The following is a 25,491-nucleotide window of genomic DNA, read 5'->3' as shown; positions in this document are numbered from 1 at the left end:
AAGCCCGAAACACTCTCTCGCTAGCCAGTAACACTTCAGCTGTGCAACATGGCGCGCGTGTCTCCACAAACGGGAATTCCCTTTATGAAACGTTTTCTTAGCATCGCCATGGCGTTGTGCATCGGCCTGACGATGAGCCTCGACGCCAACGCCAAGCGCTTTGGTGGTGGCAAAAGTGCAGGCGCTGCGCCGACGCACCAGACCAGCCAGATGGCTCCTTCTTCCCCAGGCATGGGCGGCGCAGCAGCGACCGCTGGTGCAGCCGGCGCTGCCGGTGCCGCGGCCAAGGCTGGCGGCGCTTCGAAATGGCTCGGCCCTCTGGCCGGTATCGCCGCCGGTGGCCTGCTCGCGTCCATGTTCATGGGCGGCGGCTTCCAGGGCATGCAGATCTTCGACATCCTGATCATGGCCGTGATCGCGTTCGTGATCTTCCGCTTCATCGCCGCTCGTCGACGCAAGCAGCAGGAGCACCTGGCTCCGGCCGGCGCGCCGATGCAGCGTGAAGTATTCGAACAGAAGCCTGCTGCCATGGGTTCGATCTTCGGTGGTTCGGCTGCTCCGGCTGCCGCTCGTCCGGTGATCAACGCACCAGCCTGGTTCAACGAACAGCGCTTCCTTGAAGCCGCGCGCAGCCACTTCCAGTCGCTGCAGCAGCACTGGGACGCCAACGAAATGGACAAGATCGCCGAGTTCGTGACCCCGCAGATGCTCGAGTTCCTCAAGCGCGAGCGTGCGGATCTGGGCGACGGCTTCCAGTCGACCTACATCGACAACCTGCAAGTGCAGCTGGACGGCGTGGATGATCGCGCCGACAAGACCATCGCCACCCTGACCTTCAGCGGCGTGTCGAAGACCTCGCGTTTCGACCAAGGCGAAGTGTTCAGCGAGAGCTGGAACATGGAACGTCCACAGGGCGAGAACCAGCCTTGGCTGGTGGCCGGTATCCGCCAGAACGGCTGATCCCCATCGCGTTACGCATGTGGTAATAAAACCCCGGCTCAGGCCGGGGTTTTCTATTTCGCGGTTGCATCTATAGCGAGCTACTGTATAAACCGGCCCATATAAACCGCGCCATTCAAGCAAGAGGATCCCGGACGTGGAAGAAATCATCGAACAACTGCGCGAAGCCAACGAACCCGTACCGGTTCCCCTGGAGTTGCCCGACGAAGACCAGTTGGTGGAGATCGAAGAAGAACTCTTCATCAACATCCCGTTCGTCTTCAAAGAGTTTCTGCTGACCGTCAGTGATGTGGTTTACGGCAGCCTCGAGCCGGTGACCGTCACCGACCCGCAATCGCACACCTACCTGCCGGAGGTTGCAGCCAACGCCTGGGACATCGGTGTGCCGCGCGACCTGATCCCGATCTGCCAGGACGGCGACGACTACTACTGCGTGGAGGAAGACGGCACCGTGGTGCTGTGGTCCGGCGAAGAAGAGCTGATCACCGAAGAGTCTTGGGAATCGGTGTGGCACTGGGCGCGGGACGTCTGGCTGGAAAGCTGATTCGCTAAACGCCCGGGTCGGTCAGTGCCCCGACGACTCCTTGTGATTGTCGAGGGTTTCCAGCAGGGCCACCTGCATCCGCGTGTGCACACGGATGAACCAGCGCCAGAGCAGCGCCGCCACGGCGGCCGCGACTACGGCGACCAGCACCAGCAACTTGTTGGTCGGCAGGATACTGGCCGACAAGGCTGCCAACAGCAGGAAGATCACCAGCAGCGAGAGGATCGGGATCACTTCGGAGATCACCCGCCGCACTCGCTGCGTGTGCCGTCCGGCCATCTCCGGCTTCACGCCCATCTCCGCCAGCAGCATCGACAGCGCCTTGAGCTTGCGATACGCCGCGATCAGGAACGGCAGCGACAGCAGCAGCGCCCCGCCCCAGATCAACGCCTTCTGCCAGCTCGGATCAGCGACCCAGTCCTGCATCCACTCCGACAGCCGTCCGGCAAAGAACGCACCGCTGAAGAAGATCGCGATCACCAGCGCCAGGTTGACCCCGACCTGCAACAGAATCCGCCGGATCATTGCCGCCAGCATCGCGCCCTCGCCTTGCGGCTGAATGCTGCGCAGCCACTCGCCGTACATGCCGAATACTCGGCCCAGACGCTTGGGTACCGCCGCAGAGAGTTTGATCGACAGCGGATCGGCCGCGCGGATCAGGTACGGCGTCAGCAGCGTGGTGATCACCGACACCGCCACCGCCACCGGATAAAGAAAGTTACTGGTGACCTGCAGCGTCATCCCGAGTGCGGCGATGATGAAGGAAAATTCGCCAATCTGTGACAGTCCCATCCCGACCCGCAGTGAGGTGCGTCCATCATTGCCGGCGATAAACGCCCCGAGGCCACAGGACAACATCTTGCCGAGCACCACCGCCACGGTGATTACCGCGATCGGCCAGGCGTATTGCAGCAGGATCATCGGATCGAGCATCAGGCCGATAGCGACGAAGAAGATTGCACTGAACAGGTCGCGAACCGGTTCGATCAGGCGCTCGATCTTCAGCAACTGCCGCGACTCGGCCATGATCGCGCCGATCAGGAAGGCGCCGAGCACCATGCTGTATTCGAGCTTGACCACCAATAGGCAGAAACCGAAACACAAGCCCAGCACGGTGATCAGCAGCATCTCGTTGCTTTCGAATTTGGCGACGTACGCCAGCAGGCGCGGCACCAGCAGAATGCCGATCACCAACGCGACGATCATGAACAGCGACAGCTTGCCGACCGTGGAAAACACTTCGCCCGAACTGACCGTGCCGCTGACTGCGATGCTCGACAGCAAGGCGATGATGCCGATGCCGAGGATGTCCTCGACGATCAACACGCCGAAGATCAACTGGGCGAAGCGCTCGTTCTTCATCTTCAAGTCGTTGAGCGCCTTGACGATGATGGTAGTCGAGGAGATGGCGAGGATTGCGCCGAGGAACAGCGAGTCCATGGTGTTCCAGTCGAACCAGCGGCCGATTTCATAGCCGATCCAGATCATCAGGACAATTTCGAGGAACGCCGCGATAAACGCCGTGGCCCCGACCTTGAACAACTTGCGCAGGCTGAACTCCAGCCCGAGGCAGAACATCAGGAAAATCACCCCCAGTTCGGCGAGGGTCTTGATGGTTTCTTCGTCGTGAATCAGACCGAATGGCGGGGTGTGCGGGCCGATGATGAAACCGGCGACGATGTAGCCGAGCACCACCGGCTGCTTGAAACGGTGAAACAACACGGTGACCACACCTGCGACCAACATGATCACTGCCAGGTCCTGAATAAAGCTGATGGCATGCATGGTGTGGGCTCCTTGTATGACGTGACCCGCCGTCAGACTTCAAAAAGCTCTGAGCGAGTTGGGTAAAAATCCGCTTTTCATGTAGGAATTGCCCTTGGGCAGGGCCTTTTGCAGGTTAACACCGCGACTTCCGGCTGGAAGGCGGTGCAATATAAGGAAACAGATCGGTCGCGGCGTGACGGCAGCCAGCCGTCTGGCGTCCCGATAACGGTGCTTTTGAAAAAGCCACCAGGCACCCGCAGAGGTGCGTCCAGCCATCCAGCCTTGATCCGTGAGAACGTTATGGAACCCGGAAACGCCCAACTGTCGATGACGGTATTGATGACCCCCGACATGGCCAACTTCTCTGGCAATGTCCACGGCGGTACCCTGCTCAAATACCTCGACGAAGTGGCCTACGCCTGCGCGAGCCGCTATGCCGGCCGCTACGTGGTGACGCTGTCGGTGGATCAGGTGATTTTCCGCGAGCCGATCCATGTCGGCGAACTGGTGACCTTCCTCGCGTCGGTCAACTACACCGGCAACACCTCGATGGAAGTCGGCATCAAAGTGGTGACCGAGAACATCCGCGAGCGCTCGGTGCGCCACACCAACAGCTGCTTCTTCACCATGGTTGCGGTGGATGACCAGCGCAAACCGGCCGCCGTGCCGCCGCTGCAGCCGCAAAACAGTGAAGACAAGCGTCGTTATATGCAGGCGCAGCAGCGTCGGCAAATTCGCCAGGAGCTGGAGAAGCGTTATCAGGAGATCAAGGGCGACGCTTAAAGCAAAAGATCGCAGCCTGCGGCAGCTCTTACAGAGGATTAATGTTCACCCTGTAGGCGCTGCCGAAGGCTGCGATCTTTTGAACGATAACGCGATTACAGACTGATCGCCGTCGCCTCGAACTTCACCCGCGGATGCGCGATCCGGTCCTGCGCCCGCACCAGTTGCAGCTCATAACTGGCACACGCCTGGGTCTCCAGCAGCACTTCATGCACCGCCGCTGCGGTGAACTCGAACGCCGCCACCAGGCTGTCGCCCAGCAGCACCCGCGCGAGGAACAGCCCGGACGTCAGATCGCCCACGCCCACCGGCTGACGCGGAAACGCCAGCAGCGGACGGCGCAAGTGCCAGCTTTCATCAGCGGTCACCAACAACATCTCGAAACCGTCCGCCGGCTTGCCCGGATAATCCAGATGCTTGACCAGCACCGCTTTCGGCCCGCGCGCCAGCAGCGCCCGAGCCATCGCCAGGCAATCGAACAGCGACTGCGGCTTGCGCCCGGAGAAGCTGTCCAGCTCCAGTTGGTTCGGGCACATGATGTCCGCCACCGCCGCGGCTTCTTCCAGCAGAAAGTCGCTGACTTCGGCCGGCACACTGCAGCCCTTCTCCGGATGGCCCATCACCGGGTCGCACAGGTACAACGCCTTCGGATTGACCGATTTGATGCGCTCGACACCACGGAGAATCGCCCGACCCTGCGCCGCGCTGCCCAGATAGCCGGAGAGCACAGCGTCGCAGTTGCCCAGTTCGCCAATGGCGGCAATGCCGTCGACCAGTTCGGGGATCTGCTGCGGCGCGAGCACTTCACCGGCCCATTGGCCGTACTGGGTATGGTTGGAGAACTGCACCGTGTTGAGCGGCCAGACATTCACCCCGACCCGCTGCATCGGAAAAACCGCAGCGCTGTTGCCGGCGTGGCCAAAGACCACATGGGACTGAATGGCGAGCAGATGAGGCGTACGTTTCATTCGGGTTATTCCGTAAAACGATTGAAATTCAAGCCGCGCAGTATGCGACGAAACACAGCCTGTACGACAGACCGGCGACGCAGTTAAGCTGAGCTTATCTTTTGGAGTTTCCTGTTGATGCTGACCCTTGAAAACATCTTCGTGCTGATGCTGTTCGCCGCTGCCGGCGCATGGCTTTGGCACAACCACGGCTTGCGCGAGCGGGCGCTGGAGCGGGTCAAGCAGCATTGCATCAACGTCGGCGTTGAACTGCTGGACGGTAACGTCGCGTTGAAAAAAATCGGCTTGATCAAGGATGCCAGCGGTCGGCGGCGTCTGGCCCGGGTTTACAACTTCGAGTTCACCGTGACTGGCGAAACCCGGCACAACGGCATCATCACCCAGTTTGGTGCGCACAGCGCTCAGATTGAACTGGCGCCCTATCCGGCGCCGTTCGACGACACGCCACCGGTGGTCGAAGTTACCCGCCCACGGGCCGAAGTGATCGAACTGAGCCAGTGGCGTCAGGAACACAATAAGTGGAAGCCGTAAGCTAATCCGCTTGAACTCGACATTGCGTCAAGCCTGACTGCAAAGCATCGATACTTCGCGCATCGGCAAAGATCAGCTCTATACGCGAATCCCGTCGCCACTCGCTGGGCTGCCAATCCAGTTCAGCGTTATCCACGGCATTGGCCGACACCCAGCCCTCGACGCTATGGATAACCAGTTTCGCCCGCCGCCAGTTCAGGCTCTGCAGCCATTGGCTCAGACGATGCGTATCGAACGTCTGCCCCGGGTGCCAACGCCAGCCGATGCTCCAGCCGCCCTCTTGTGCCTGACTCAGGCAGATCGGCGATGCCGGGTCGCTCCAGAACGCCGGAATCGGTCCCGCCCCCTGCGGCACAACAAGGTTATCCACACCCGCCATTGCTTGCGCCGTCACACCCGGCAACTCGCGTAAAGACAGGTGCGCCTGCTGCGTCCAGATCAATTTGACCGCCGGCAAACGCTCGGCGATGGTCTGCCGCACAGCCTCATCCAGACCTTCTGCCTTGTTCAGCAACAGCAGACCGGCGCTGCCCAAAGCGTCCTGCTGAGCGGGTGGCAACGCTTTCCCGGCGGCCAGCGCCTGGGCATCCAGCACTGACACACACGGCTGCAGCGCCAGCACACCCAACCACGGCGCCTCGCCTAACTGCTTGAGCAATTGCGCCGGATGGCCCAGCCCGGACGGCTCGATGAACAGCCGATCCGGCCTGGCCTTGCGCAACAAACGGCCGAGGCCGATCTGAAACGGCGCGCCGTTGACGCAACACAAACAGCCCCCGGCAACTTCGCCCAGTGCGATACCATCGCCATCGCGGGTCAGCAGCGCCGCGTCGAGGCCGATCTGACCGAACTCGTTGATCAGCACCGCCCAGCGCTCGCCTTCCGGCCGTTGGGCCATGAGCTGGCGAATCAGACTGGTCTTGCCGGCGCCCAAAGGGCCGGCGATGACATGGGTAGGAATGTTCTGCAACATGACTGGGCGTTTTCTGAGGGGATTGGACATGCGTTGGATGGGATGGTCGTTGCTGTTGATGTTGCTGTCGAGCGAAGCCTTGGCTCAAGCCTGCGTTGTGCACAGTCAGGGCGAGCGACTCGACGTCAAGGTTTGCCAGCAAAACCGCAGTATTCCCGAGAAGCTGTTCAGCGACGGGTTCTGCCAACCGACCCTGGCCGGGCAGAAAGTCGAGGTGCAGTACGTCGATCAATGCCCGAGCGGCGCGTTCGGCGTGTGCAGCAACGCGCAAGTCGCCAATATGCCCTATCGCCAGGATATCCACTATTACGGCGTGGCTTCAGACATGGCGTATTTGAAGCCGTATTGCGAAGGCCAGAGCCAGGGTAAATGGCTCAAGCCTTGAGCCGTCAACCGAGCCAGTCGAGCGTCAGCAGCAACCGTCGTTCACCCGCTGGCAGTTGCGGAGAACGATGGATCAGACCGAAGCCTTCGTTGCCGTGCCATTTCTCGCCTTTCAATAGCGCCACGTCGCCACTGCGCAGTTGCTGGATGTTTGCCATGTCGTTTGGCTCAGCGTTCGCCTGACCCAATTGCTCGCGGTCCATCGCGCCCTCCTTGAGCCACTGACTGCCGATTCCGCCATACGTGGTGATCAGGCGCACCGGCACATGATCGACGTGGAAACGCGGACACATGGCCTTGTCCAGCACCCGCAGGCGCAAGCCGATACGCCGTGCACCCAGCAGGCAGGCGAAGGCACTGACCAGCCATCCCAGATCAGCGACAAAGCCTTCGTAGCCTTCCAGGTCACGGAACCCGGCAGCCAGTCCACTGAGATCAGGCTCGCCGTCTTCGTCCGGCAATTCGAGGCAAAGCGACTGCGCCAGTGGCTCGTTGCGCGACAGCACCAACGCTGCGAAATCGGCGATGTGCAGCGGCAGTTGGCGCTGCCAGACCGCAAGATTGACGTCGTCTTCGAGGATTCGCGTCAGCGTTTTCGGCGTCGCCCCCTGATGCTGATGACGTACTCGATTCTGCTGCAGTTTGAGCGCAAGCATCAGGCGGCCTCTTCGTGCCAAGGGCCGAACGGATCCGGCAGCGTGCGCCAACGGTCTACGCCAGCAGCCATTTCTTCGTCAGTCAGCAGGCAGGCATCGAGCTCCGACTTGAGCTGTACGAAATCGATGTTCTGGCCAATGAATACCAGCTCCTGACGACAATCTCCGACACTCGGCGTCCAGTTTTCCATGATTGCTGCGGTACTGTCCTGATCCTGCGGCCATTGGTTTTTCGGCACGAAACGCCACCAGCGTCCAGCGAAACCGTGGCGCATCAGGCCGCCCGCCTGCGACCAGCTGCCCGCATCCGTGACCTTGCTGGCGAGCCAGAAAAAACCCTTGGAGCGCAGTAATTTACCGTTCGTCCATGGACGATCAATGAAGCTGTAAAAGCGCTGCGGGTGGAACGGGCGGCGTGCGCGATAAGCCGTGGAAGCAATGCCATACTCGGTGGTTTCCGGCACATGCTCACCGCGCAATTCCTGCAGCCAGCCCGGGGCTTGGGCGGCTTTGTCAAAATCGAATCGGCGCGTGTTGAGGATCTTCTCCAGCACCACCTCGCCCATCACCATCGGGATAATTTCCGCCTGGGCATTGAGGCGCTTGAGAATTGCCGTGAGTTCGTCGCGCGCCTGGCGGCTGATGAGGTCGATCTTGCTGATCAGCAATACGTCGGCGAACTCGATTTGTTCGATCAACAGGTCGGTGATCGAGCGTTCATCTTCATCGCCCAAGGTCTCGCCACGGGACGCGAGGCTCTCGGCAGCCTGATAGTCGAAGAGAAAGTTCACGCCGTCGACTACCGTGACCATGGTGTCGAGTCGAGCAACGTCGGCGAGGCTCTGACCCAGCTCATCGCGGAAGGTGAAGGTTTCGGCGACCGGCAGCGGCTCGGAAATACCGGTGGATTCGATGAGCAGATAATCGAAACGGCCTTCACGAGCAAGTTTGCTGACCTCTTCCAACAGGTCCTCGCGTAACGTACAGCAGATACAACCGTTGCTCATCTCTACCAGTTTTTCTTCAGCACGGTTCAGGCGGACATCGCGCTGGACTTCGCTGCCATCAATGTTGATTTCGCTCATATCGTTAACGATGACTGCAACGCGCAAACCTTCTCGATTACGTAGTACGTAATTCAAAACCGTACTTTTTCCAGCGCCGAGAAAGCCCGAAAGAACGGTCACGGGAAGCGGAGATGACATTGGATAATCCTCATCAGATGGTGGCCGATGGGCGTTTATGCCGGATTTGGCGTAACGCGCCGTGTTCTAGAGCTTCAAGACAGAGTGACGGCAGAAGCTGACGCTTTAAATCGGCGGACTCAGGCTCAATAAAATTGATGTTATAGTATAACAATATGAATTAGCCAGACCTGCTCTTGCCCAAACCGATAAAGAGCATGAAGCTGCATGCCATCTGCCCGTCGGGAACCGTGATGAAAAATGTCCTGAAATGCTCGCTAATGAGTCTGGCATTGCTGTCGGGTGCCAACGTATGGGGACAAGCGCCCGTGCTCGCCAAGTGCACACACAGCGCTAACCTGCTGGCATGCGTCGATGCGCAAGGCAACGCCTACAGCGTGAATACGGTGGGCCGCACGATTTACCTGCGCGGCTTTGAAAAGGACGGCAATCGCTACTGGGCGCAGACCAATAGTCGGTTCGGCCAACTGACGTTCTTCACCGGCATCGCCTCTGACGGTGAAGCCTGGGTCGGCTACACCCGTCGCGTTGGCTGGACGACGATCAATCGCTTCTCCAGCTCAGGCGGCAGCAGCGCGAAGTTCACCTGCAGCCGGATCACTGGCTGCTAAACCTGCACCTTGTGCTGCGCCTGCTGCCAGGCGAGGTAACTGTCGATTGGCGGGTTCTGCTGGAAATAGCGCTGCAATCCTTCAAACAACCCGTTAGCGACAGCCTGCTGATGTCGAGTTGTCACCAGACGCTGGCTGTCACGCGCATTGGAAATAAAGCCGGTTTCTACCAGGATCGACGGCACATCCGGCGACTTCAGCACCGCAAATCCCGCCTGTTCCACGCGCTTTTGATGCAATGTGGTGATGCCTTGCAGACTGCCCAATATGCTGCTGCCGAGTTGCAGACTGGCGGCGATGGTGGCGTTCATCGACATGTCGAGGATCACGCCGGCGAGCATCGGATCCTTGTCCTTGAGATTAAGCAGACTGGTCGCGCCGAGCAGATCCGCGCCGTTCTCGCGCTGTGCCATGAAGCGTGCAGTCGCTGACGTCGCACCCCCTTCTGACAGGCAATACACCGAAGCTCCCGACGCCGTCAGACGCGGCGCTGCATCGGCGTGCACGGAGATAAACATGTCGGCCTTGTGCTGACGGGCAATGTCTACACGCTTGCGAAGGGGCACGAAAAAATCGTCATTGCGCACCAACTTCACGTCGAAGCCCTTCTCCTTTTTAAGACGTTTGGCGAGCAATTGGGCGATGGACAACACCACGTCCTTTTCCCGCTCACCCTTGGCGCCGACGGCGCCAGGGTCTTTACCACCGTGTCCGGGATCAACCACGACAATGATGTCGCGTTTAAGGTGATGGTTATTCGTGGATGTTTCACGTGGAACCACTGCGGTGCTCAGGACTTTATCGGCGTTCACCAAGTCGAGCACCAAACGGTGTCCTTGACCATCCTGCGGTGCCAAAACAAAGCTGTTCAATAGAACGGGAGTGTTCAGATCGAGAACGATCCGGGTATCGCCTTGACCAAAATGCCCGGCGCGGATCGAGCGAATGGCCGTATCTGCTAACGGCAATTGACTGAAATCACCACTCAGACTCGCCCCGGACAGGTCAATGATCAAACGCTCTGGAGCACTCAACGTGAACGTTTTGTAGCGCACCGGGCCGCTCAAATCGAAGACCAGTCGCAGCTTTTCACGCGAACGCCAGAGCCGCGCATTTCGCACTTGGGTTGCTGAGACACTGAAGGGCAGAGCCAAGGCTGCGCTGGCCAAAAACAAACTGAGCAAGTGGCGTCTGTGCATATGAAAACCCGTTCATGAAAAAAGCATCGAGATTTGAATTGTTATAATGTAACATCCAATTCAGTCAACACGATGGTTCCGAACATGAATTCGCTGACACTTCCGGATATCGCCACTCAAGCCTCTCGACAAGCATTACCGCTTGAGTGGGTGGGAATGCGCGGCATTGCCTTGCCGGTTTTATTGGATGGCCAACGTCTGAGCGCGAAGGCAGATGCAGGCGTCAGTCTTGACGATGGTGAGGCGCGTGGCATTCACATGTCGCGTTTGTATCTGGCCCTGGCAAGGCTTGAGCAGCAGAACCTTTCTCCACGGGTTTTGCATCAGGTACTGGACGATTTTCTGGCGAGCCACGAGGGCTTATCCAGCAATGCTTACCTGAATATCCACAGCGAAGTGCTGCTGAAACGACCCGCGTTGGTCAGCCCACTGGCGGGGTGGAAAAGCTATCCAGTGAGCATTTCTGCCAGCCTCAAAAACAAAGTGTTCCACGTGGAACTCAAGATCGATGTGCCCTACTCCTCGACCTGCCCGTGCTCAGCCGCATTAGCGAGGCAACTGATCCAGCAGCAGTTCATCGATGATTTTGCCAATAAGCCACTGCAGCACGCTGAAGTTCTGGCTTGGCTTGGCTCAAGCCACGGCATCGTTGCCACTCCGCACAGCCAACGCAGCACCGCGGAATTGCACATGCATCTGGAGGAGTTTATCGATGAGTTGCCCCTGAGCGTGATCATCAACGACGCTGAAGCCGCACTGGGCACCGCCGTGCAAACCGCCGTGAAACGCGCCGACGAACAAGCCTTCGCGCTGGCCAACGGGCAGAACCTGATGTTCTGCGAGGACGCCGCGCGACGACTCAATCTGGCCCTGCGTCGCTGCCCTGGTGTCAGCGGGTTCCACCTGCGAGTGATCCACGCTGAAAGTCTGCACGCCCACGACGCCGTCGCCGAAAGCCACTGGCATCGAGAACACGCATGATCCGCTGCCATTCCTTGAGCTGGGGCGCCCCCGGGCAACCGCTGACTTCACCACTGACGGTCACGCTGGAAAGCGGCAGTCTGAGCGCTATCGTCGGCGCCAACGGCTGCGGTAAAAGCAGCCTGCTGAAAGTCATCGCCGGGTTGCAGAAACCCTTGAGCGGAAAAGTCGCGCTAGGCGTCCCCCGCCAAGGAGGATTGTCATTCCTGCCGCAACAGCAACACCTCGACCGACAGTTTCCCATCAGTCTGGAAGAACTGGTGGCTGCCGGGTTCTGGGGCCGTCGATTGTCGACGCAATTGCGCGCACAGCGCCTCACTCACGCACTCGACAATTGGCACTTGAGCGGACTCGAGAAACGCCCGCTGATGGCGCTCTCCGGTGGCGAACTACAACGCGCATTGCTCGCCCGTTTGAGTCTGGCTGACGCGCCACTACTCCTTCTCGACGAACCCCACGCTGCGCTCGACGAACTGGGTCAGCAATTGCTTTGGCAACACATCCAGGCCTGGCACGCCGAAGGTCGAACCTTGTTGGTGGTCTGCCACGACCTGGCCGCCGTCCGCCAACACATACCGCAGACACTGCTGATCAAAAACCACGAATGCGTGTTTGGCGCCAGCGTCGAACTGATCCAGCAAACACCCGGCACGCAGGTGGCTTGATGCTCACCGTCGCCCACCTTTGGCAACCGTTCAGCGAATTCCTGTTCATGCGCCGAGCGCTGCTCGGCGGATTGGTCTTGGCCTGCAGCACAGCACCGCTCGGCGTATTTCTGATCCTGCGGCGCATGAGCCTGATCGGCGACGCCGTCGCTCACGGCATTCTTCCCGGCGCCGCATTGGGCTTCTGGTTCGCCGGCCTGAGTCTGCCCGCGCTAACGCTCGGTGGTCTGGGTGCGGGCCTGAGCATGGCCGGGCTGGCTGCGTGGATTACCCGTCGCACCGGTTTGCGCGAAGATGCCAGCCTCGCCGCGATCTACCCGATCTCACTCGCAAGTGGCGTTCTGATTCTCGGCATCGCTGGCAAACGCCTCGACTTGCTGCACTTGCTGTTCGGCTCGGCGCTCGCCGTCGACGGATCGACCCTCAACGGCATGTTATGGGTCTCGGCCCTCAGCCTGATCGCCATGGCAGTCATCTACAAACCGCTGCTGCTCGACACCCTCGATCCTCTATTCCTGCAAACCGTCAGCCGCCTCGGCCCTCTCGCACACGGCGTGTTCCTGACCTTGGTGGTGCTCAATCTGGTGATCGGCTTCCAGGCCATCGGTGCATTGATGGTGGTGGGTCTGATGATGCTGCCTGCCGCTGCCTCACGGTTCTGGAGTCGTCGTCTGCCGAGCCTGATTGCCATCTCCGCACTCATTGGCTGCCTGTCGGTGTGGCTCGGATTGTTGCTGTCGTTCGACTACTCGCTGCCCAGCGGGCCGGCCATCGTGCTGGTCGCGGGGTTCGCCTACTTGCTGTCCGTGGTGTTCGGACCGGTTCACGGGCTGCTGCGCCGCCCGCCTTTGCTCACATCCCAATGAGGTGTTTCCCGATGCGCGTTCTACTCGTGTTGTTCAGCTTGCTGCTGTCGATGTCGTTATCGGCGGCGGAAAAATTGCCGGTGGTCACCAGCTTCAGCATCCTCGCCGACATGGTGCATCAGGTCGGCGGCGAGCATATCCAGATCACCAACATGGTCGGCCCGGACGCCGATGCGCATACCTATGAGCCAACACCGGACGACGCCAAAGCGCTGCTCAAAGCCAAGCTGATCATCAAGAACGGCCTCGGTTTCGAACCATGGCTCGATCGACTGATGACCAGCACCGGCACCCAAGCCCCGCTCATCAGTGCCAGCCACGGTGTGATTCCGCGCTCGCTCGATGAAGACGGTGAAACCATTCCCGACCCACACGCCTGGCACAACCTGGCCAACACTGAGTTGTACATCGCCAACATCACCAAGGCGCTGATCGCTGCCGATCCGGCGAACAAGGCCGATTATCAACGCAACAGCCAGACCTACCTGAAACAGATCTACGCCCTGCTCGCCGAAGCCAAGACCAAGCTCGGCTCGCTGCCACCAGGCAATCGCAAGATCGTCACCAGCCACGACGCCTTCGGTTATCTCGGGCAGGCCTACGGCATTGACTTCATGGCGCCGCAAGGTCTTTCCACCGAGCGCGAACCATCGGCCGCCGAAGTCGCTGCACTGATCACGCAGATCCGTCAGGCCAAGGTCAAAGCGGTGTTCATGGAAAACATCAAGGACGCGCGCCTGCTCAAGCAGATCGCTGATGAAAGCGGCGCGCATATCGGCGGCACGTTGTACTCCGATGCCCTCGCCGCCAGTGGCCCGGCCAGCACCTTTACCGGACTGTTCGAATACAACCTCAACACCCTTTATGACGCGCTGAGCCAACCATGATCCGCAAAAATCCCTCAGGCGATCTGCCGCAAATTGCCGAGTCGGCCTACGTCGACAAAACCGCGATCATCTGCGGCAAGGTGGTCATTGGCGAGAATGTGTTCGTCGGCCCCTACGCGGTGATCCGCGCCGACGAAGTAGACGCTTCGGGCACAATGGAGCCGATCACCATCGGCGCCAATTCGAACATCCAGGACGGCGTGGTGATCCATTCCAAATCCGGCGCTGCCGTGACCATCGGCGAATTCACCTCGATCGCTCACCGCTCGATCGTGCATGGCCCGTGCGTGGTCGGCGACCGGGTGTTCATCGGCTTTAACAGCGTGCTGTTCAATTGCGTGGTCGGTGACGGCTGTGTGGTGCGGCACAACTCGGTGGTCGATGGCCGTGATTTACCGGACGCGTTCTATGTGCCCTCCACCACCCGCATCGGCCCCAACACCGACCTATCGCAGTTCCCGCCGGTGAGTGTCAGCGCCTCGGAGTTTTCCGAAGACGTGGCGCGCACCAATGTCGATCTGGTACGCGGCTACAAAGCCTTGCAGAACGAGTTCTGAGCCATGAGCAGCGTGCTGATTCGCAACGCCAGACTGGTTAATGAAGGGCGCGAGTTTGACGGCGATCTGTTGGTCAGCCATGGTCGCATCGTCAAGATCGCGGGACGCATCGACGGTGAAAATGCCCGTGTGGAGATCGACGCCAATGGCCAATGGCTGTTGCCGGGCATGATTGATGATCAGGTGCATTTTCGCGAACCGGGAGCGCCGGCCAAGGGCAGTATTCACTCCGAGTCGCGCGCAGCGGTGGCGGGTGGCATCACCAGTTTCATGGACATGCCCAACACCCAACCGGCCACGCTTACCCTCGAAGCGCTGGCGGATAAAAAGCGTCGGGCGGCGATCAACTCCGTGGCCAACTACGGATTTCACTTCGGTGTCAGTCAGGACAACCTCGACACCTTGGCCGCGCTCAACCCCTGCGAAGTGGCCGGGGTCAAAGTGTTCATGGGCGCTTCCACTGGCAATATGCTGGTGGATGATCCTAAGATTCTCGAACGCTTATTCGCCGAAGTGCCGACGATTCTGCTGGCGCATTGCGAACACACACCAAGCATCGAGGCCAATGCAGCACGTCTGCGCGAACGCCTGCCGGCGAATATCCATGCACTGATTCGCGATGCCGAGGCTTGCTACCGATCCTCTTCGCTGGCGGTGGAACTGGCCAGACGTCACGGCACCCGCCTGCACGTTTTGCACCTGACTACCGCTCGCGAGCTGGAGCTGTTCGAAGACAAACCTCTCACTCAAAAGCACATCAGCGCTGAAGTCTGCCTGCACCACCTGCTGTTCGATGACCGCGACTATCCAGCACTCGGCAACCTGATCAAATGCAACCCGGCGATCAAGACCCAGGCCGACCGAGACGCCTTGCGCGCGGCGCTGCTGAGCAACCGGCTGGATGTGATCGGCAGCGATCATGCACCGCATACCTGGGCGGAAAAACAGCGTCCTTACACCGAAGCACCGTCCGGGTTACCGCTGGTGCAACACGCCCTGCCGGCACTACTCGAGCTGGTGGCCGATGGCGTGCTGCCGATCACCACGTTGGTGGCGAAGACCAGCCATCGCGTGGCGGATCTGTTTGCGATTCCGGATCGGGGTTATTTGCGCGAGGGGTATTGGGCGGATCTGGTGCTGGTTGAGCCCGCGGCCATGGAGGTGTCGCGGCAACCGATTCTGTCGCAGTGCGGATGGACGCCGTTTGCTGACAAGACTTTCCGCTATCGGGTGAATACCACGTTGGTGTCGGGGCAGATTGCATGGCGGGAGCAGCGCATCAACGAAAGCTGTCAGGGGCTGCCGCTGCGGTTTATGCGTTAAATGATCAGGTGTCTGACAGAACGTCTTCGCGAGCAGGCTCGCTCCCACAAGGAGTCGCGCTGGCCCTGTGGGAGCGAGCTTGCTCGCGAAGCTTTTAAGCTCTTGGCTTCACAGTGCCGCAATCCTGACCCAACCACACCGCACGGGTTTCCAGACTGCCCTTCTGGTTGATGCCGATGGCGTTGAACGTGCCGTTGGCCACGGTGGTGAACTCACGATCACTGAGGAACGTCGCGACACCCGTGCCTTGCGCTTTCGGGCAGCTGAAGCGGAATTTCCACTGGTTGCCGGTGCGCTCGGTAATCTGCTGTTTGCAGCCCGACTGCGGATCGGCCAGCGGGATGTCGTTGGTCGCCACTTGCTGCGGCGTCAGGCAGGCACGAATGCCCTTGCCACCGATGTTGATCCCGTTCTTCTCCAGCGCCGCGCGCTGTTGCGGGGTCATCTGGCCTTGCAACTGGCCGAGGATCGATTGCACATCCATGGGCTGGTCATCGACCTTGACGTTGCTCGAGGTCATTTCCCACAGCCCCGGCTGCAGCATTTGCGCCTGCGCAACCACCGGCATTGCCAAACCCAGGCCCAGCGCCAAACCCAGCAGACGAACGTTCATCGAAAAAACTCCTCATCAGTAGTGGCCGTTAGACGTCGGCCGATTGCTTCGGTTCATGCACCAATTAAATAGCGACATTCGCCTCGGAACATGGTCTGTTACGCATTGAGTCTTCAGGAGCAAGGCTGCCCCATGGATTATTTTGGACCGCACATTTTCGGCTATCTGATCGCCCTCATACATAGCCTCGGCTTGATCGCCGCGATCCACGCGGTGCTGACCGTTCGCACCGCCCAAGGCTCGATCGCCTGGGCATTGTCGCTGATTTTCATTCCCTACCTGACACTCATCCCTTATCTGGTCTTCGGCCGCAGCACCTTCGACGGCTATATCAAGGCACGGCGCCAGGCCAACGAACAGATGCGTCAGGCAATTTCCGAGTTGAACTGGCGACCGTGGGTCGAAGAAGCCCTCACCGCCCGCGCCTCAAATGCCTATGCCTCGCTACGGGCCATGCCCAAACTGGGGCGGATGCCATGCCTGGCGAATAACGAAGTGCAACTGCTGGTGAATGGCCACGCGACCTTCGAGGCGATTTTCCAGGCCATCGATCAAGCGCGCGAAGCCGTACTGATCCAGTTTTTCATCATCCATGACGACCGCCTCGGGCAGCGCCTGCGCGATCTGTTGCTGAAGAAAGCTGCCGAAGGCGTGGCGATTTATCTGCTCTACGACCGCATCGGCAGCCACGCCCTGCCCCACAGTTATGTACAGGCGTTGCGCGATGGCGGTGTCGAGGTCAAAGCCTTCGCCACACGTAGCGGCTGGCTCAATCGCTTCCAGGTGAATTTCCGCAACCACCGCAAAATCGTCGTGGTCGATGGCGTGCTCGGCTTTGTTGGCGGGCACAACGTTGGCGATGAATACATGGGCGAGAAGCCGCCGTTGGCGCCATGGCGCGATACCCATGTGCAAGTGCGCGGGCCGGTCGTGGCCTGCATGCAGGAGTCATTTGCCGAGGATTGGTTCTGGGCCGCGCGCACATTGCCGCCGCTGATCCTGCCGGACGTTTACCCGGACGACGGCGTGCTCTGTCAGTTGCTGGCCAGCGGCCCGGCCGACGCCTACGAAACCTGTTCGCTGTTCTTCGTCGAAGCGATCCACGCCGCAACCGAGCGGGTGTGGATCACCAGCCCGTACTTCATTCCCGATGAAGCCGTGTTCGCCGCGTTGCGTCTGGCGGTGCTGCGCGGCGTCGACGTACGCCTGCTGCTGCCATCGCGCCCCGATCACCGCATCGTCTACGCCGCGTCCAGCCTGTATGCATTCGAAGCGGTGCGCGCCGGCGTGCGGGTGTTCCGCTACGAACCGGGGTTCCTGCATCAGAAAGTGGTGTTGATCGACAGCGAAATCAGCGCCGTCGGCAGCGCCAATCTGGACAACCGTTCGTTCCGGCTGAATTTCGAAGTGATGCTACTGACCGTCGACAGCGAATTCGCCGCCCACGTGGAACGTATGCTCAACGATGATTTCGAGCAGGCTTATGAAGTTGCCAAAGAGGAAAGCCGGGAGATCCACCGCCTACAACAGCTCGGCATGCGGATCGCCCGGCTTATTTCACCGATTCTCTAGAAGCCCATCACCCTCTCCAAGGGAGAGGGCAGGGTTCAGGCATCAAGGATTGTAGATGTCGTCACGGGTCCAGGGCAGTTCATGACTGCCGTCCGGATGAGCCTTCACTGCCAGAATCTGATGCAGATTGATCCAGCCCCGGGCAAACGCGTAGGCACACCCGGCCAGATATAGGCGCCAGATGCGCAGCGCCTGATCCGGCACCAGTTTCCCGGCGGCCTCGAGGTTATCCTCCAGCCGCTCGCTCCAGTGATCCAGCGTGCGCGCGTAATGCAGGCGCAGGCTTTCGACATCGACAATCTCCAGCCCGGCTTCGCTGATCTCGGCCGAGATCATCGCCAGGTGTGGCAACTCGCCGTTGGGGAACACGTATTTCTCGATGAAGTCGCCGGCACCGCGTCCCACCGGGCGGCCGTCGGTGTGCTTGGCGGTGATGCCATGGTTCATCACCAGACCGCCCTCCTTCACCGCGCCAAACAGGACTTTGCAGTATTCGGCGAGGTTGGCGTGGCCGACGTGTTCGAACATACCGACACTGACCACCTTGTCGAAACGCCCGTCCTGCGGCAGGTCGCGGTAGTCGAGCAATTGCAGTTCAATCTGGTCTTCCAGGCCTTCGGCCTTGACGCGCTCGCGGGCCAGTTCCAGCTGTTCCTTGCTCAAGGTGATGCCGAACACTTTGGCGCCGAATTCACGCGCGGCGTAACGCGCCAGACCACCCCAGCCGCAACCGACATCCAGCAGGTAATCGCCCGGCTGCAAACGCAGCTTGCGACACAGATGGCGGAATTTGGCTTGCTGCGCCTGCTCCAGGGTTTCGCTGCCCGTTTCGAAATACGCGCAGGAATACGCCATGTCGCTGTCCAGCCACAGCTGATAGAACGCGTTGGACAGGTCATAGTGATAGGAAATGGCTTTGGCGTCGGTTTCCTTGTCGTGCACTGCACGCACTGGCTGAGCGCCTTCATCTTCATCGAGCAAGGCGCTGCTCAATTCGTCGCAGACCCGGATGACCTCGCTGATCGAGCCCTCCAGTTCGAGCTTGCCTTCAACAAACGCCGCCCCCAGCGCGTCGAGGCTTGGATGGGTGAACTGGGTGACCATCGTCGGGTCCTTGACCACGATGGTGACGCTGGGCGTCGGCCCCAGATTGAACTCATGGCCGTCCCAGAGTCGCAGGCGAAGCGGAAGCTGCAGATTCTGTAAGGCCGGTGGAAGTTGCGCGAGCATGGAAAATCCCCCCTTGTTTCAGACGTCAGATCTGAGGGTAGACCATCCTTGAAAAATAGCAGGCTATCGATTTAATTAGCCGAGACTATCGTTTCAGACGCGCCAGCAGGCCGGAATGCAACCCGTGTTTTCGACACGGAAACCGGCAATGACGTGTGCGCCTTCTATATAGATGACTGCCTATTCGGCGCACAGTTCGCTGCAAATCATTTCAATGACCGTCCTTGAGCTTGAGCAATGGCTCCTGAAACCGCAGCAGCCGTCCGGCATTGCCCAACACCAGCAACGTGCTCAGGTTGTGCAGCAGCGCGGCGATCATCGCCCCGGCCGCGCCGAGCCAACCAAATGCAGCAAAGATGACAATCGCCAAGGTCCAGCCCAGACCGATGATCACGTTAACCTGCAAGGTTCGTCGGCATTGGCGACTGAGCCGCACACAGGTTCCGAGGCGGCGCAGATCACTGCCGATCAAGACGATATCCGCCGAGGCCAGCGCGATGTCAGCGCCGCCCGCGCCCATTGCGACACCGACCACACCAGCCTTCAGCGCCAGCGAATCATTGATGCCGTCGCCCACCACCATCGGCCGAAATCCGTTGTCGATTTCCTTCAGTACGCGGTTGAGTTTGTCCTCGGGCAGCGCCTGCGCTTCCAGCTCTTGCAGGCCGACCTCGCGGGCCAGGGTCTGCGCGACACTCAGGCGGTCGCCGGTCAGCAGCAACTGGCGACCCAGACCTAGCTCGCGCAATTCGCTGAGGGCAAAGCGAGCTTCCGGTTTGACGCTGTCGGCCAGCAACAGCCAGGCGACAAATTCGCCGTTCAGTGCCAATCCGGCAATCGGCCCGTCGTGCTCGGGAACGGTGGTGGTGACGATGCCCAGTTGCGCGAACAACTCGGGCCGGCCCAACGCCGCCTCGCCTTGGGCGGTCGTGGCGACTACACCGAGACCCTGACGCTCATGAATATCAGTCAGCGGCAGACTCTGGTCCTGGCTGACCAGCCCAGCCAAGGCGCGGCTGACCGGATGGCTGCTGGCCGCCCCGAGGCTGGCGGCCAGCGCCATTACCGAGGCCTGATCCAGTCGTGGGCTGCTGATCGATTGCAAACGCAAGGTGCCGTAAGTCAGCGTGCCGGTTTTGTCGACCACCAGTGAAGTGAGATCTGCCAACTCCTCAAGGAACGCTGAACTGCGAATCAGAATGCCGTGGCGCGCCGCCACCGCCACGCCGGCAATCGCCGTGGCCGGTGCCGACAGCACCAAAGCGCAGGGACATGCCGCCACCAGCACCGCGAGCATCGCCTGCGCGTCATGGGTGACAAACCAGGTCACCGCCGCCAGCAGCAACACCAGCACCATGTAGCTACCGGCATAGCGCTCAAGCAGGCGCGTGATGGGCGGCTTCGAGCGCTCGGCGTTCTGCATCAGCGCGATGACCTTGCCCAGCGTCGATTGATCGCCGGTACGGGTCACCTCGATGCGCAGCAAGCCGTCGAGGTTGATCGCGCCGCCAAACACAGTCATGCCTACCGCCGTTTCCACCGGAACCGACTCACCGGTAATCGACGCCGTGTCGAGGCTGGCCTGGCCGAACAACACTCGACCATCCGCTGGCACCCGATCTCCGGCGCGCACCTCTACCGTGTCGCCGGGCTTCAGCGTGCCGTTATCGACTTCGATGATCGAGCCATCAGTCTGAATCTTGCGCGCGTGGCTGCGGGTCAACTGGCCGAGGGCGTGAATCGCTTCCTGCGAGCCGATCACGCTGCGCTCTTCCAGCACGTGGCCGAAGATCATGATGATCGGCAGCAACGCGGCGGTCAGCAGATCGCCGGTCGCCCACGCACCGAGCATCGCCAGGGCGATCAATTGATCGGTGATGCCGTGCAGGCTTGGGTAGCGCAGGCTGTACCACGCCGAGCGCATCACCGGCACCGCCACCAATAGAGAAGCGAAACCCAGCAGCAACTGACTGACACCGGTTTGCTCCGGTAACAGCCAGCGCCAGAGGAGACCGAGGCCGAGCAAGCCAAGGGCGAGCATCGCCAGCGTCAATTGCCGTGCGGCGCGGCGCTGTTCGGCCGAGGACAACAGGCTCGGTGCGGCAGTGGTCGCAGTCATTTGCTGGCTCCCTGAATGATCAGGCGGGAATCGTCTTTCGGATCGACCGTGGTCACTGAACCGGCCTGGCCAAGAATCTTCGGCATGCGTTCACGGTACAGCCGCAGGAGCATCTGCGGGTCGGTACCCTGTTGTTGCGCCTTGGCCAGGCTCAGCACCGTGGCGGTATCGGCAGCGGCTTTTGCCAACCGTTCGCCGGCCTGCGCGTGGGCCACTTGCAGGATGCGGTCGGCTTGTTCGTTGGCGGTCTGGGTAAGTTTTTCTGCTTCGGTGCGTGCGTTGGCAACGGCTTTGTCGGCTTGCTGGCTGGCGGTCAGAACCGCATTGAAAGCGCTGACCGCAGGGTCCGGCAGACTCGACTGCACGTCGACCCGCGCCACTTCAATGCCGATGCCCTGCCCGCTCGCCTTCAACTCAGCCAAGCGCTTGTTGATGCCTTGCACCAGATCACCGCGCAGACGCTCACGTCTTTCGGCGGCCTGGTTATCAGTACCGATCAACTCCGGACGGGCGACCAGAATCGTGTCCAGATCCCGGGCAGCGGTCAAAGCCACAGCGCTACGGGTGACCAGCCGATCCAGTGCCGGCAGCACATGACCACCCTGCAGGACGAAGTCGTAAGGGTCGGTCACTTTGTAAAACACCCGCACATCCAGTTGCACCACGCCGGCGTCCCCCGTCAGCAAGTAACCGGAACCGGCCAATGCATCGCTTAGCGGTGTGGCGAAAGTCGCTACACGATCAGCCTTGATCGCCTCACTGCTGCGCAGCAGGTTTTCCACTCGACGCTCGATCACCCGATCCGCTGCCGGTAGTAAAACCACCTGCTCGAACGGCTGTGGCCAAGCCAGTAACAGCCCGGCATTCTGGATGCGTTCCAGTGCGCCAAAGTGCAGAACCACGGCGCGATTCTGCGGATCGATCTGCCGCACATTGGAAAACGCCCACGCCAACGCGGCCAACACCGTGACCGCGTACAAGGCAAAAAACGCCAAACGTCCGGCCTGAATCCACGGACTGCTCAGCGAATGTGTTCCACGTGGAACTTCATCACTCATGGCTGCGATCCGGATTTGTTTTCGACATTCGGCGGGCCGTCCACCAGCACGCGGAATGGCGCGGCGTCGGTGCGCAGGATTAGCTTGGTGTCCGGCGTGACGATAGTGCCTAGGGTGTCCAGCGAACGCAGCAGGTTGTACAACTGCGGCGACCCAGCGTAGGCACGGCCATAAATTTGCGCCGCTTCGACTCGGGATTGCGCTTCGATTTCTGCGGCTTTAACTGTCGCGTCAGCCTGAACAATTCGTGCATCGCGCTCGGCAGCAGAACGAATTTGTGCAGCTTCCCGCTTACCGATGGCGGTGCGTTCGGTGGCAATTGTTTCACGCTCCGCGCGCATCCGATCGACCGTGGCGGTGAGCGTGACCGAAGGCAAGGTCAGGCGTTCGATGCCCACCTGCACCACGCGCACACCGTAAGTGGCCAGCAACTGCTGGTCGATCTGCTGACGCAGTTGCGCCTCGAAATCGGCAATACGCACTTTGCCGGCATCAGTATTCACCAGATCCGCCAGGTCGAAACTGCTGGCGGTGGTTTCCAGCGCCGAGCCGACAAAGGTACGAATCTGCCGCGCCGCTTCGTCCGGCTGGTTCTGCACCGCGCGCATGAAACGCTGCACGTTATCCGGATCGCCCTGCACCTGCCACGCCACGTAGGCCTGAACGATGATGCGCAAACCGTCGCGAGTGCCGACATCCTGCAAACCGCTGGAGGTGGTGCGCAGGCGCAGATCCACCGGGATCGCCGCTTCGAACGGCGCCGGCCAGCGCCAGCTCAAACCGGGTTCAAGCAGCACCCGTGAAGGATTGCCGAAACGGGTGATGACCGTGGCTTCACCCGAGCGCACTTGCACCAGGCTCGCCGCCGCAATGGCAAACGCCACCAGCAACAGCGCCCAGCCCATCCGCCGCCAAGGGAACGGTCCCGCGTCCTCCGGCGCACCGTGGTGATGGTGATGATGCCCATGATGATGGTGATGCCCGGCGTGGCCGTGATCGTGGCCGCTGTGATCATGGGAATCGTGAGTGTGCGACTGGCTCAAGGGGCAACTCCTGGTTGAGCGGTGGTGCGCGCGGGCGTCGGATCAGCCGGCAGCGTGAACGTACGCAGGTCGATGGTCGGCGCATTGCTGCTGCCGCCTAATCGGTGGTCGAGTACCAACAGTTTGGCTTTGCTCAGACCGTGGCTAAGTTGGCTGAGGTATTGCTCCAGCACGAATGCCTGACCAGCGCTGGCATAAGCTTTCTGTTCAGCGCTGAACTTCAGGTCTGCCGCCTGCGCCGTGGCGTTGATTTCGCGAGCGCTGGCACTGGCCTGATCACGGGCAAGGCTGGCCTGCAACAACGCCTGGTTACTGGCTTCAGCCGCAGCGCCGCGCTCACGGGAGATCAACGCCTGCGCGCCGATCTGTGCCGCTTGCACACCGTGATAAGCATTGGCGGCGCCGGCTGGCGGATGAATCGCTTCGACCACGGTGGCGAGAATTTCCACGCCGCTGTTGAGCTTCTGCAGATCGCCTTGCACCGCGCGACCGATTTCTTCGCCCAGCCCAACCCGGTCAGCACCGAGCAGACCGTCGAGGGTACGCGAGGCAAAGTCGTGCACCAGAATCCGGCTCGCGGTGCTGCGGATCAGCGTCGGCACATCGGCGTTGTTATAGGTAGCCGCCAAGGCATCCTGGTCACGCAGCCCGATGCGATAGACGAAGCGCACATCCATGTTGACGATCTGGAAGCTCTGCTGATCGCCACGGCTGCTGGCGATCACCTGGGATTTATCGTTGACGTGGCTGGCATCCCACAAGCGGTTGGCGGTCATCGGCGCCGGGCCTTCGGCAGGCTCAGCCTGGGTTGGCGCCGGAGCATCGCCAACGCTGGTTGCCAATTCGTGCACCACGCCGTTCTCGACGCTCAATACACGGCCCAGTGGCCACGGCAAACCGGCGTGCAAGCCAGGGCCAAAGACTTGTACCGGTTTGCCGAAGCGCTCGTAGATACCGCGCCCTTGCAGCGGGATTTCGTGGATCCCGGTCAGCAGCCATCCGAAGGCGGCGACCAGCGCCAGCACCGGCAGAAAAGCGCGGCGCATGTAGCTGAACGCCCAGATCTGACGCAAATCGATGCCGAACCGGTTGTGCAGTTCGTGCTGCAAAGCGAGTAATGGCTGTGGTGGCCAACGCAGCATATCGGCAACAAAACTGCGCGCCAGCAGAGTCGGTTCCAGCTGCTCGCGTCGAGGGCTGAATACCGACAAAACTGCGCGCAATAGCAACTCGATCGCGATCAATCCCGGCAAGATCCCGATCAATACCGCAAGGCGCACGGGCCACACCGAAGCCTCGCTGGCGAACAGCAGGCACAACGCCCCCAGTACCAGACTGATGATCGCCACCCGCGCAAGTTGCGCAAGGGACCCGGCTTCCGGCCATTGCGCGGGGTTTTCCTGAGCCAGTTGCCGCTCCAGCACCAGCAAGCCGAAACCCAACAGCAACATCAGCGCGGCGCCCACCGTGGCCGATAACCCGATTGCAGCGGCAGGCAACGTCAGATTCCACACCTGCCCGATGGCCAGCACAATCAGCACTGACCAGCCGCCCAGCCACAACGTGGCCACGCCAATCTGACCGAGCAGGTGCAGACCGCGCTGACTCAATCGCTCCAGCACCCGTTCGTACCAGCCGTCAAGAGCGGTTTGCTCGACCTCGTTCAGAGGGTGCTGCGCCACTGGGTGCATGACCCGTGCGCGCCATTGAGTCACCCACCACGCCGACTGCAGTCCGGCGACCAGCACCAGCAACGCCGCGCCCAGATTCACCAGCAAGGCCGGCCATATCGATTGCGCGGCAAACAGCTCGACAAACAACGCCAGCACCCACCCTGCCCCAGCCAATCCGCCGAGGCCGAAGGCCAGGCGGCGCAATCGTCGCCCCTGCGCAGCCGCTTGTTGAAAGCGCGGCAACCCGGTCACTTGCGTGCCATCGACATCCAGATCGACTTGCATATCACCCCAAAGCCATTGATTCACCTGTCTTATCGTTA

The 25,491-nt window shown here is 60.6% G+C and carries 25 protein-coding genes; 13 read left to right on the top strand and 12 right to left on the bottom strand.

From position 1 onward, the window contains the following. Positions 1-84: 84 nt before the first annotated feature. Complete coding sequence (locus tag KVQ82_RS00635; protein ID WP_041073858.1) at positions 85-960, top strand: Tim44 domain-containing protein; 876 nt, start codon at positions 85-87, stop codon at positions 958-960. A 136-nt stretch (positions 961-1,096) separates the two neighbouring features. Further along, on the top strand, positions 1,097-1,504 hold the full coding sequence (locus KVQ82_RS00630; protein WP_108184257.1) for an SMI1/KNR4 family protein: 408 nt from the start codon (positions 1,097-1,099) through the stop codon (positions 1,502-1,504). A gap of 21 nt (positions 1,505-1,525) precedes the next feature. On the opposite strand, the gene KVQ82_RS00625 is transcribed toward KVQ82_RS00630, so the two are convergent. Beyond that, a complete protein-coding gene (locus KVQ82_RS00625; protein ID WP_041073855.1) occupies positions 1,526-3,289 on the bottom strand; it encodes a cation:proton antiporter in 1,764 nt (587 codons plus the stop codon). A 282-nt stretch (positions 3,290-3,571) separates the two neighbouring features. Between KVQ82_RS00625 and KVQ82_RS00620 the strand changes: the two genes are divergently transcribed. Beyond that, a complete protein-coding gene (locus KVQ82_RS00620) occupies positions 3,572-4,054 on the top strand; it encodes an acyl-CoA thioesterase (RefSeq protein ID WP_003229693.1) in 483 nt (160 codons plus the stop codon). Positions 4,055-4,149: 95 nt separating this feature from the next. Here KVQ82_RS00620 and pdxY read toward each other — a convergent pair whose 3' ends face one another. Next, complete coding sequence (gene pdxY, locus KVQ82_RS00615) at positions 4,150-5,022, bottom strand: pyridoxal kinase PdxY (protein ID WP_047297339.1); 873 nt, start codon at positions 5,020-5,022, stop codon at positions 4,150-4,152. Between the two features lie 117 nt (positions 5,023-5,139). Here pdxY and KVQ82_RS00610 point away from each other — a divergent pair, with 117 nt between their 5' ends. Beyond that, positions 5,140-5,553 (top strand): DUF3301 domain-containing protein, encoded by a 414-nt coding sequence (locus KVQ82_RS00610; RefSeq protein WP_086792506.1) that lies wholly within the window; start codon positions 5,140-5,142, stop codon positions 5,551-5,553. Between the two features lies 1 nt (position 5,554). Here KVQ82_RS00610 and KVQ82_RS00605 read toward each other — a convergent pair whose 3' ends face one another. After that, positions 5,555-6,526 (bottom strand): GTP-binding protein, encoded by a 972-nt coding sequence (locus KVQ82_RS00605; protein ID WP_222017539.1) that lies wholly within the window; start codon positions 6,524-6,526, stop codon positions 5,555-5,557. 28 nt (positions 6,527-6,554) lie between these two features. Between KVQ82_RS00605 and KVQ82_RS00600 the strand changes: the two genes are divergently transcribed. Further along, entirely contained in the window at positions 6,555-6,911 is a 357-nt protein-coding gene (locus KVQ82_RS00600) for a hypothetical protein (protein ID WP_047297341.1), read from the top strand. 4 nt (positions 6,912-6,915) lie between these two features. Here the strand turns inward: KVQ82_RS00600 and KVQ82_RS00595 are convergent, their stop codons facing one another. Continuing rightward, on the bottom strand, positions 6,916-7,566 hold the full coding sequence (locus KVQ82_RS00595) for a DUF1826 domain-containing protein (RefSeq protein WP_222017537.1): 651 nt from the start codon (positions 7,564-7,566) through the stop codon (positions 6,916-6,918). Next, the gene (gene zigA, locus KVQ82_RS00590) at positions 7,566-8,771 is read right to left on the bottom strand and encodes a zinc metallochaperone GTPase ZigA (RefSeq protein WP_222017535.1); all 1,206 of its coding nucleotides are present in this window, start codon (positions 8,769-8,771) and stop codon (positions 7,566-7,568) included. Before zigA ends, KVQ82_RS00595 begins: the two co-directional genes overlap by 1 nt. A gap of 233 nt (positions 8,772-9,004) precedes the next feature. On the opposite strand from zigA, the gene KVQ82_RS00585 reads away from it, so the two are divergent. After that, entirely contained in the window at positions 9,005-9,382 is a 378-nt protein-coding gene (locus KVQ82_RS00585; RefSeq protein ID WP_222019346.1) for a glutamine synthetase, read from the top strand. On the opposite strand, the gene KVQ82_RS00580 is transcribed toward KVQ82_RS00585, so the two are convergent. Then, entirely contained in the window at positions 9,379-10,581 is a 1,203-nt protein-coding gene (locus KVQ82_RS00580; RefSeq protein WP_222017532.1) for an N-acetylmuramoyl-L-alanine amidase, read from the bottom strand. The genes KVQ82_RS00585 and KVQ82_RS00580 overlap by 4 nt on opposite strands. A gap of 84 nt (positions 10,582-10,665) precedes the next feature. On the opposite strand from KVQ82_RS00580, the gene folE2 reads away from it, so the two are divergent. Genes folE2 through KVQ82_RS00550 form a run of 6 tightly spaced genes read left to right on the top strand, consistent with a single transcriptional unit; the run spans position 10,666 to position 15,860 of the window. Beyond that, on the top strand, positions 10,666-11,562 hold the full coding sequence (gene folE2, locus KVQ82_RS00575; RefSeq protein WP_222017530.1) for a GTP cyclohydrolase FolE2: 897 nt from the start codon (positions 10,666-10,668) through the stop codon (positions 11,560-11,562). Beyond that, positions 11,559-12,227, top strand: a complete 669-nt coding sequence (locus tag KVQ82_RS00570; RefSeq protein ID WP_142579864.1) for a metal ABC transporter ATP-binding protein — start codon at positions 11,559-11,561, stop codon at positions 12,225-12,227. Before folE2 ends, KVQ82_RS00570 begins: the two co-directional genes overlap by 4 nt. Further along, the gene (locus tag KVQ82_RS00565) at positions 12,227-13,093 is read left to right on the top strand and encodes a metal ABC transporter permease (protein WP_222017528.1); all 867 of its coding nucleotides are present in this window, start codon (positions 12,227-12,229) and stop codon (positions 13,091-13,093) included. The genes KVQ82_RS00570 and KVQ82_RS00565 overlap by 1 nt, the downstream gene beginning before the upstream one ends. Positions 13,094-13,104: 11 nt before the next feature. Next, the gene (locus KVQ82_RS00560; protein ID WP_222017527.1) at positions 13,105-13,980 is read left to right on the top strand and encodes a metal ABC transporter substrate-binding protein; all 876 of its coding nucleotides are present in this window, start codon (positions 13,105-13,107) and stop codon (positions 13,978-13,980) included. Further along, complete coding sequence (locus KVQ82_RS00555; protein WP_041073832.1) at positions 13,977-14,537, top strand: carbonate dehydratase; 561 nt, start codon at positions 13,977-13,979, stop codon at positions 14,535-14,537. The genes KVQ82_RS00560 and KVQ82_RS00555 overlap by 4 nt, the downstream gene beginning before the upstream one ends. 3 nt (positions 14,538-14,540) lie before the next feature. Further along, positions 14,541-15,860 carry a dihydroorotase gene (locus KVQ82_RS00550; RefSeq protein WP_222017525.1) on the top strand — a complete coding sequence of 440 codons (1,320 nt, stop codon included), beginning with the start codon at positions 14,541-14,543 and terminating at the stop codon, positions 15,858-15,860. Between the two features lie 94 nt (positions 15,861-15,954). Here KVQ82_RS00550 and KVQ82_RS00545 read toward each other — a convergent pair whose 3' ends face one another. Continuing rightward, positions 15,955-16,473: a DUF3617 domain-containing protein gene (locus KVQ82_RS00545; protein WP_027610324.1), complete on the bottom strand. Its 519-nt coding sequence runs from the start codon at positions 16,471-16,473 to the stop codon at positions 15,955-15,957. 132 nt (positions 16,474-16,605) lie between these two features. On the opposite strand from KVQ82_RS00545, the gene cls reads away from it, so the two are divergent. Then, positions 16,606-18,045 (top strand): cardiolipin synthase, encoded by a 1,440-nt coding sequence (cls, locus tag KVQ82_RS00540; protein WP_222017523.1) that lies wholly within the window; start codon positions 16,606-16,608, stop codon positions 18,043-18,045. A 42-nt stretch (positions 18,046-18,087) separates the two neighbouring features. On the opposite strand, the gene cfaB is transcribed toward cls, so the two are convergent. From cfaB to hflK (KVQ82_RS00515), 5 genes are all read right to left on the bottom strand, one after another. Continuing rightward, complete coding sequence (gene cfaB, locus KVQ82_RS00535; protein WP_041073826.1) at positions 18,088-19,275, bottom strand: C17 cyclopropane fatty acid synthase CfaB; 1,188 nt, start codon at positions 19,273-19,275, stop codon at positions 18,088-18,090. 211 nt (positions 19,276-19,486) lie between these two features. After that, a complete protein-coding gene (locus KVQ82_RS00530) occupies positions 19,487-21,394 on the bottom strand; it encodes a heavy metal translocating P-type ATPase (RefSeq protein ID WP_198759165.1) in 1,908 nt (635 codons plus the stop codon). Continuing rightward, a complete protein-coding gene (gene hflK, locus KVQ82_RS00525) occupies positions 21,391-22,452 on the bottom strand; it encodes a protease modulator HflK (RefSeq protein WP_108184270.1) in 1,062 nt (353 codons plus the stop codon). The genes KVQ82_RS00530 and hflK (KVQ82_RS00525) overlap by 4 nt, the downstream gene beginning before the upstream one ends. Further along, positions 22,449-23,495, bottom strand: coding sequence for a protease modulator HflC (gene hflC / locus KVQ82_RS00520; RefSeq protein ID WP_108184271.1), 1,047 nt, complete (start codon positions 23,493-23,495; stop codon positions 22,449-22,451). Before hflC ends, hflK (KVQ82_RS00525) begins: the two co-directional genes overlap by 4 nt. Further along, positions 23,492-25,453, bottom strand: a complete 1,962-nt coding sequence (gene hflK / locus KVQ82_RS00515) for a protease modulator HflK (protein ID WP_222019345.1) — start codon at positions 25,451-25,453, stop codon at positions 23,492-23,494. Before hflK (KVQ82_RS00515) ends, hflC begins: the two co-directional genes overlap by 4 nt. Between the last annotated feature and the right edge of the window lie 38 nt (positions 25,454-25,491).

It is taken from the genome of Pseudomonas sp. AO-1, assembly GCF_019775695.1.
Classification (GTDB): Bacteria; Pseudomonadota; Gammaproteobacteria; order Pseudomonadales; family Pseudomonadaceae; genus Aquipseudomonas; species Aquipseudomonas parakoreensis.
The sequence above is the reverse complement of the archived record's forward strand: the minus strand, read 5'-3'. Positions and strand labels throughout refer to the sequence as shown.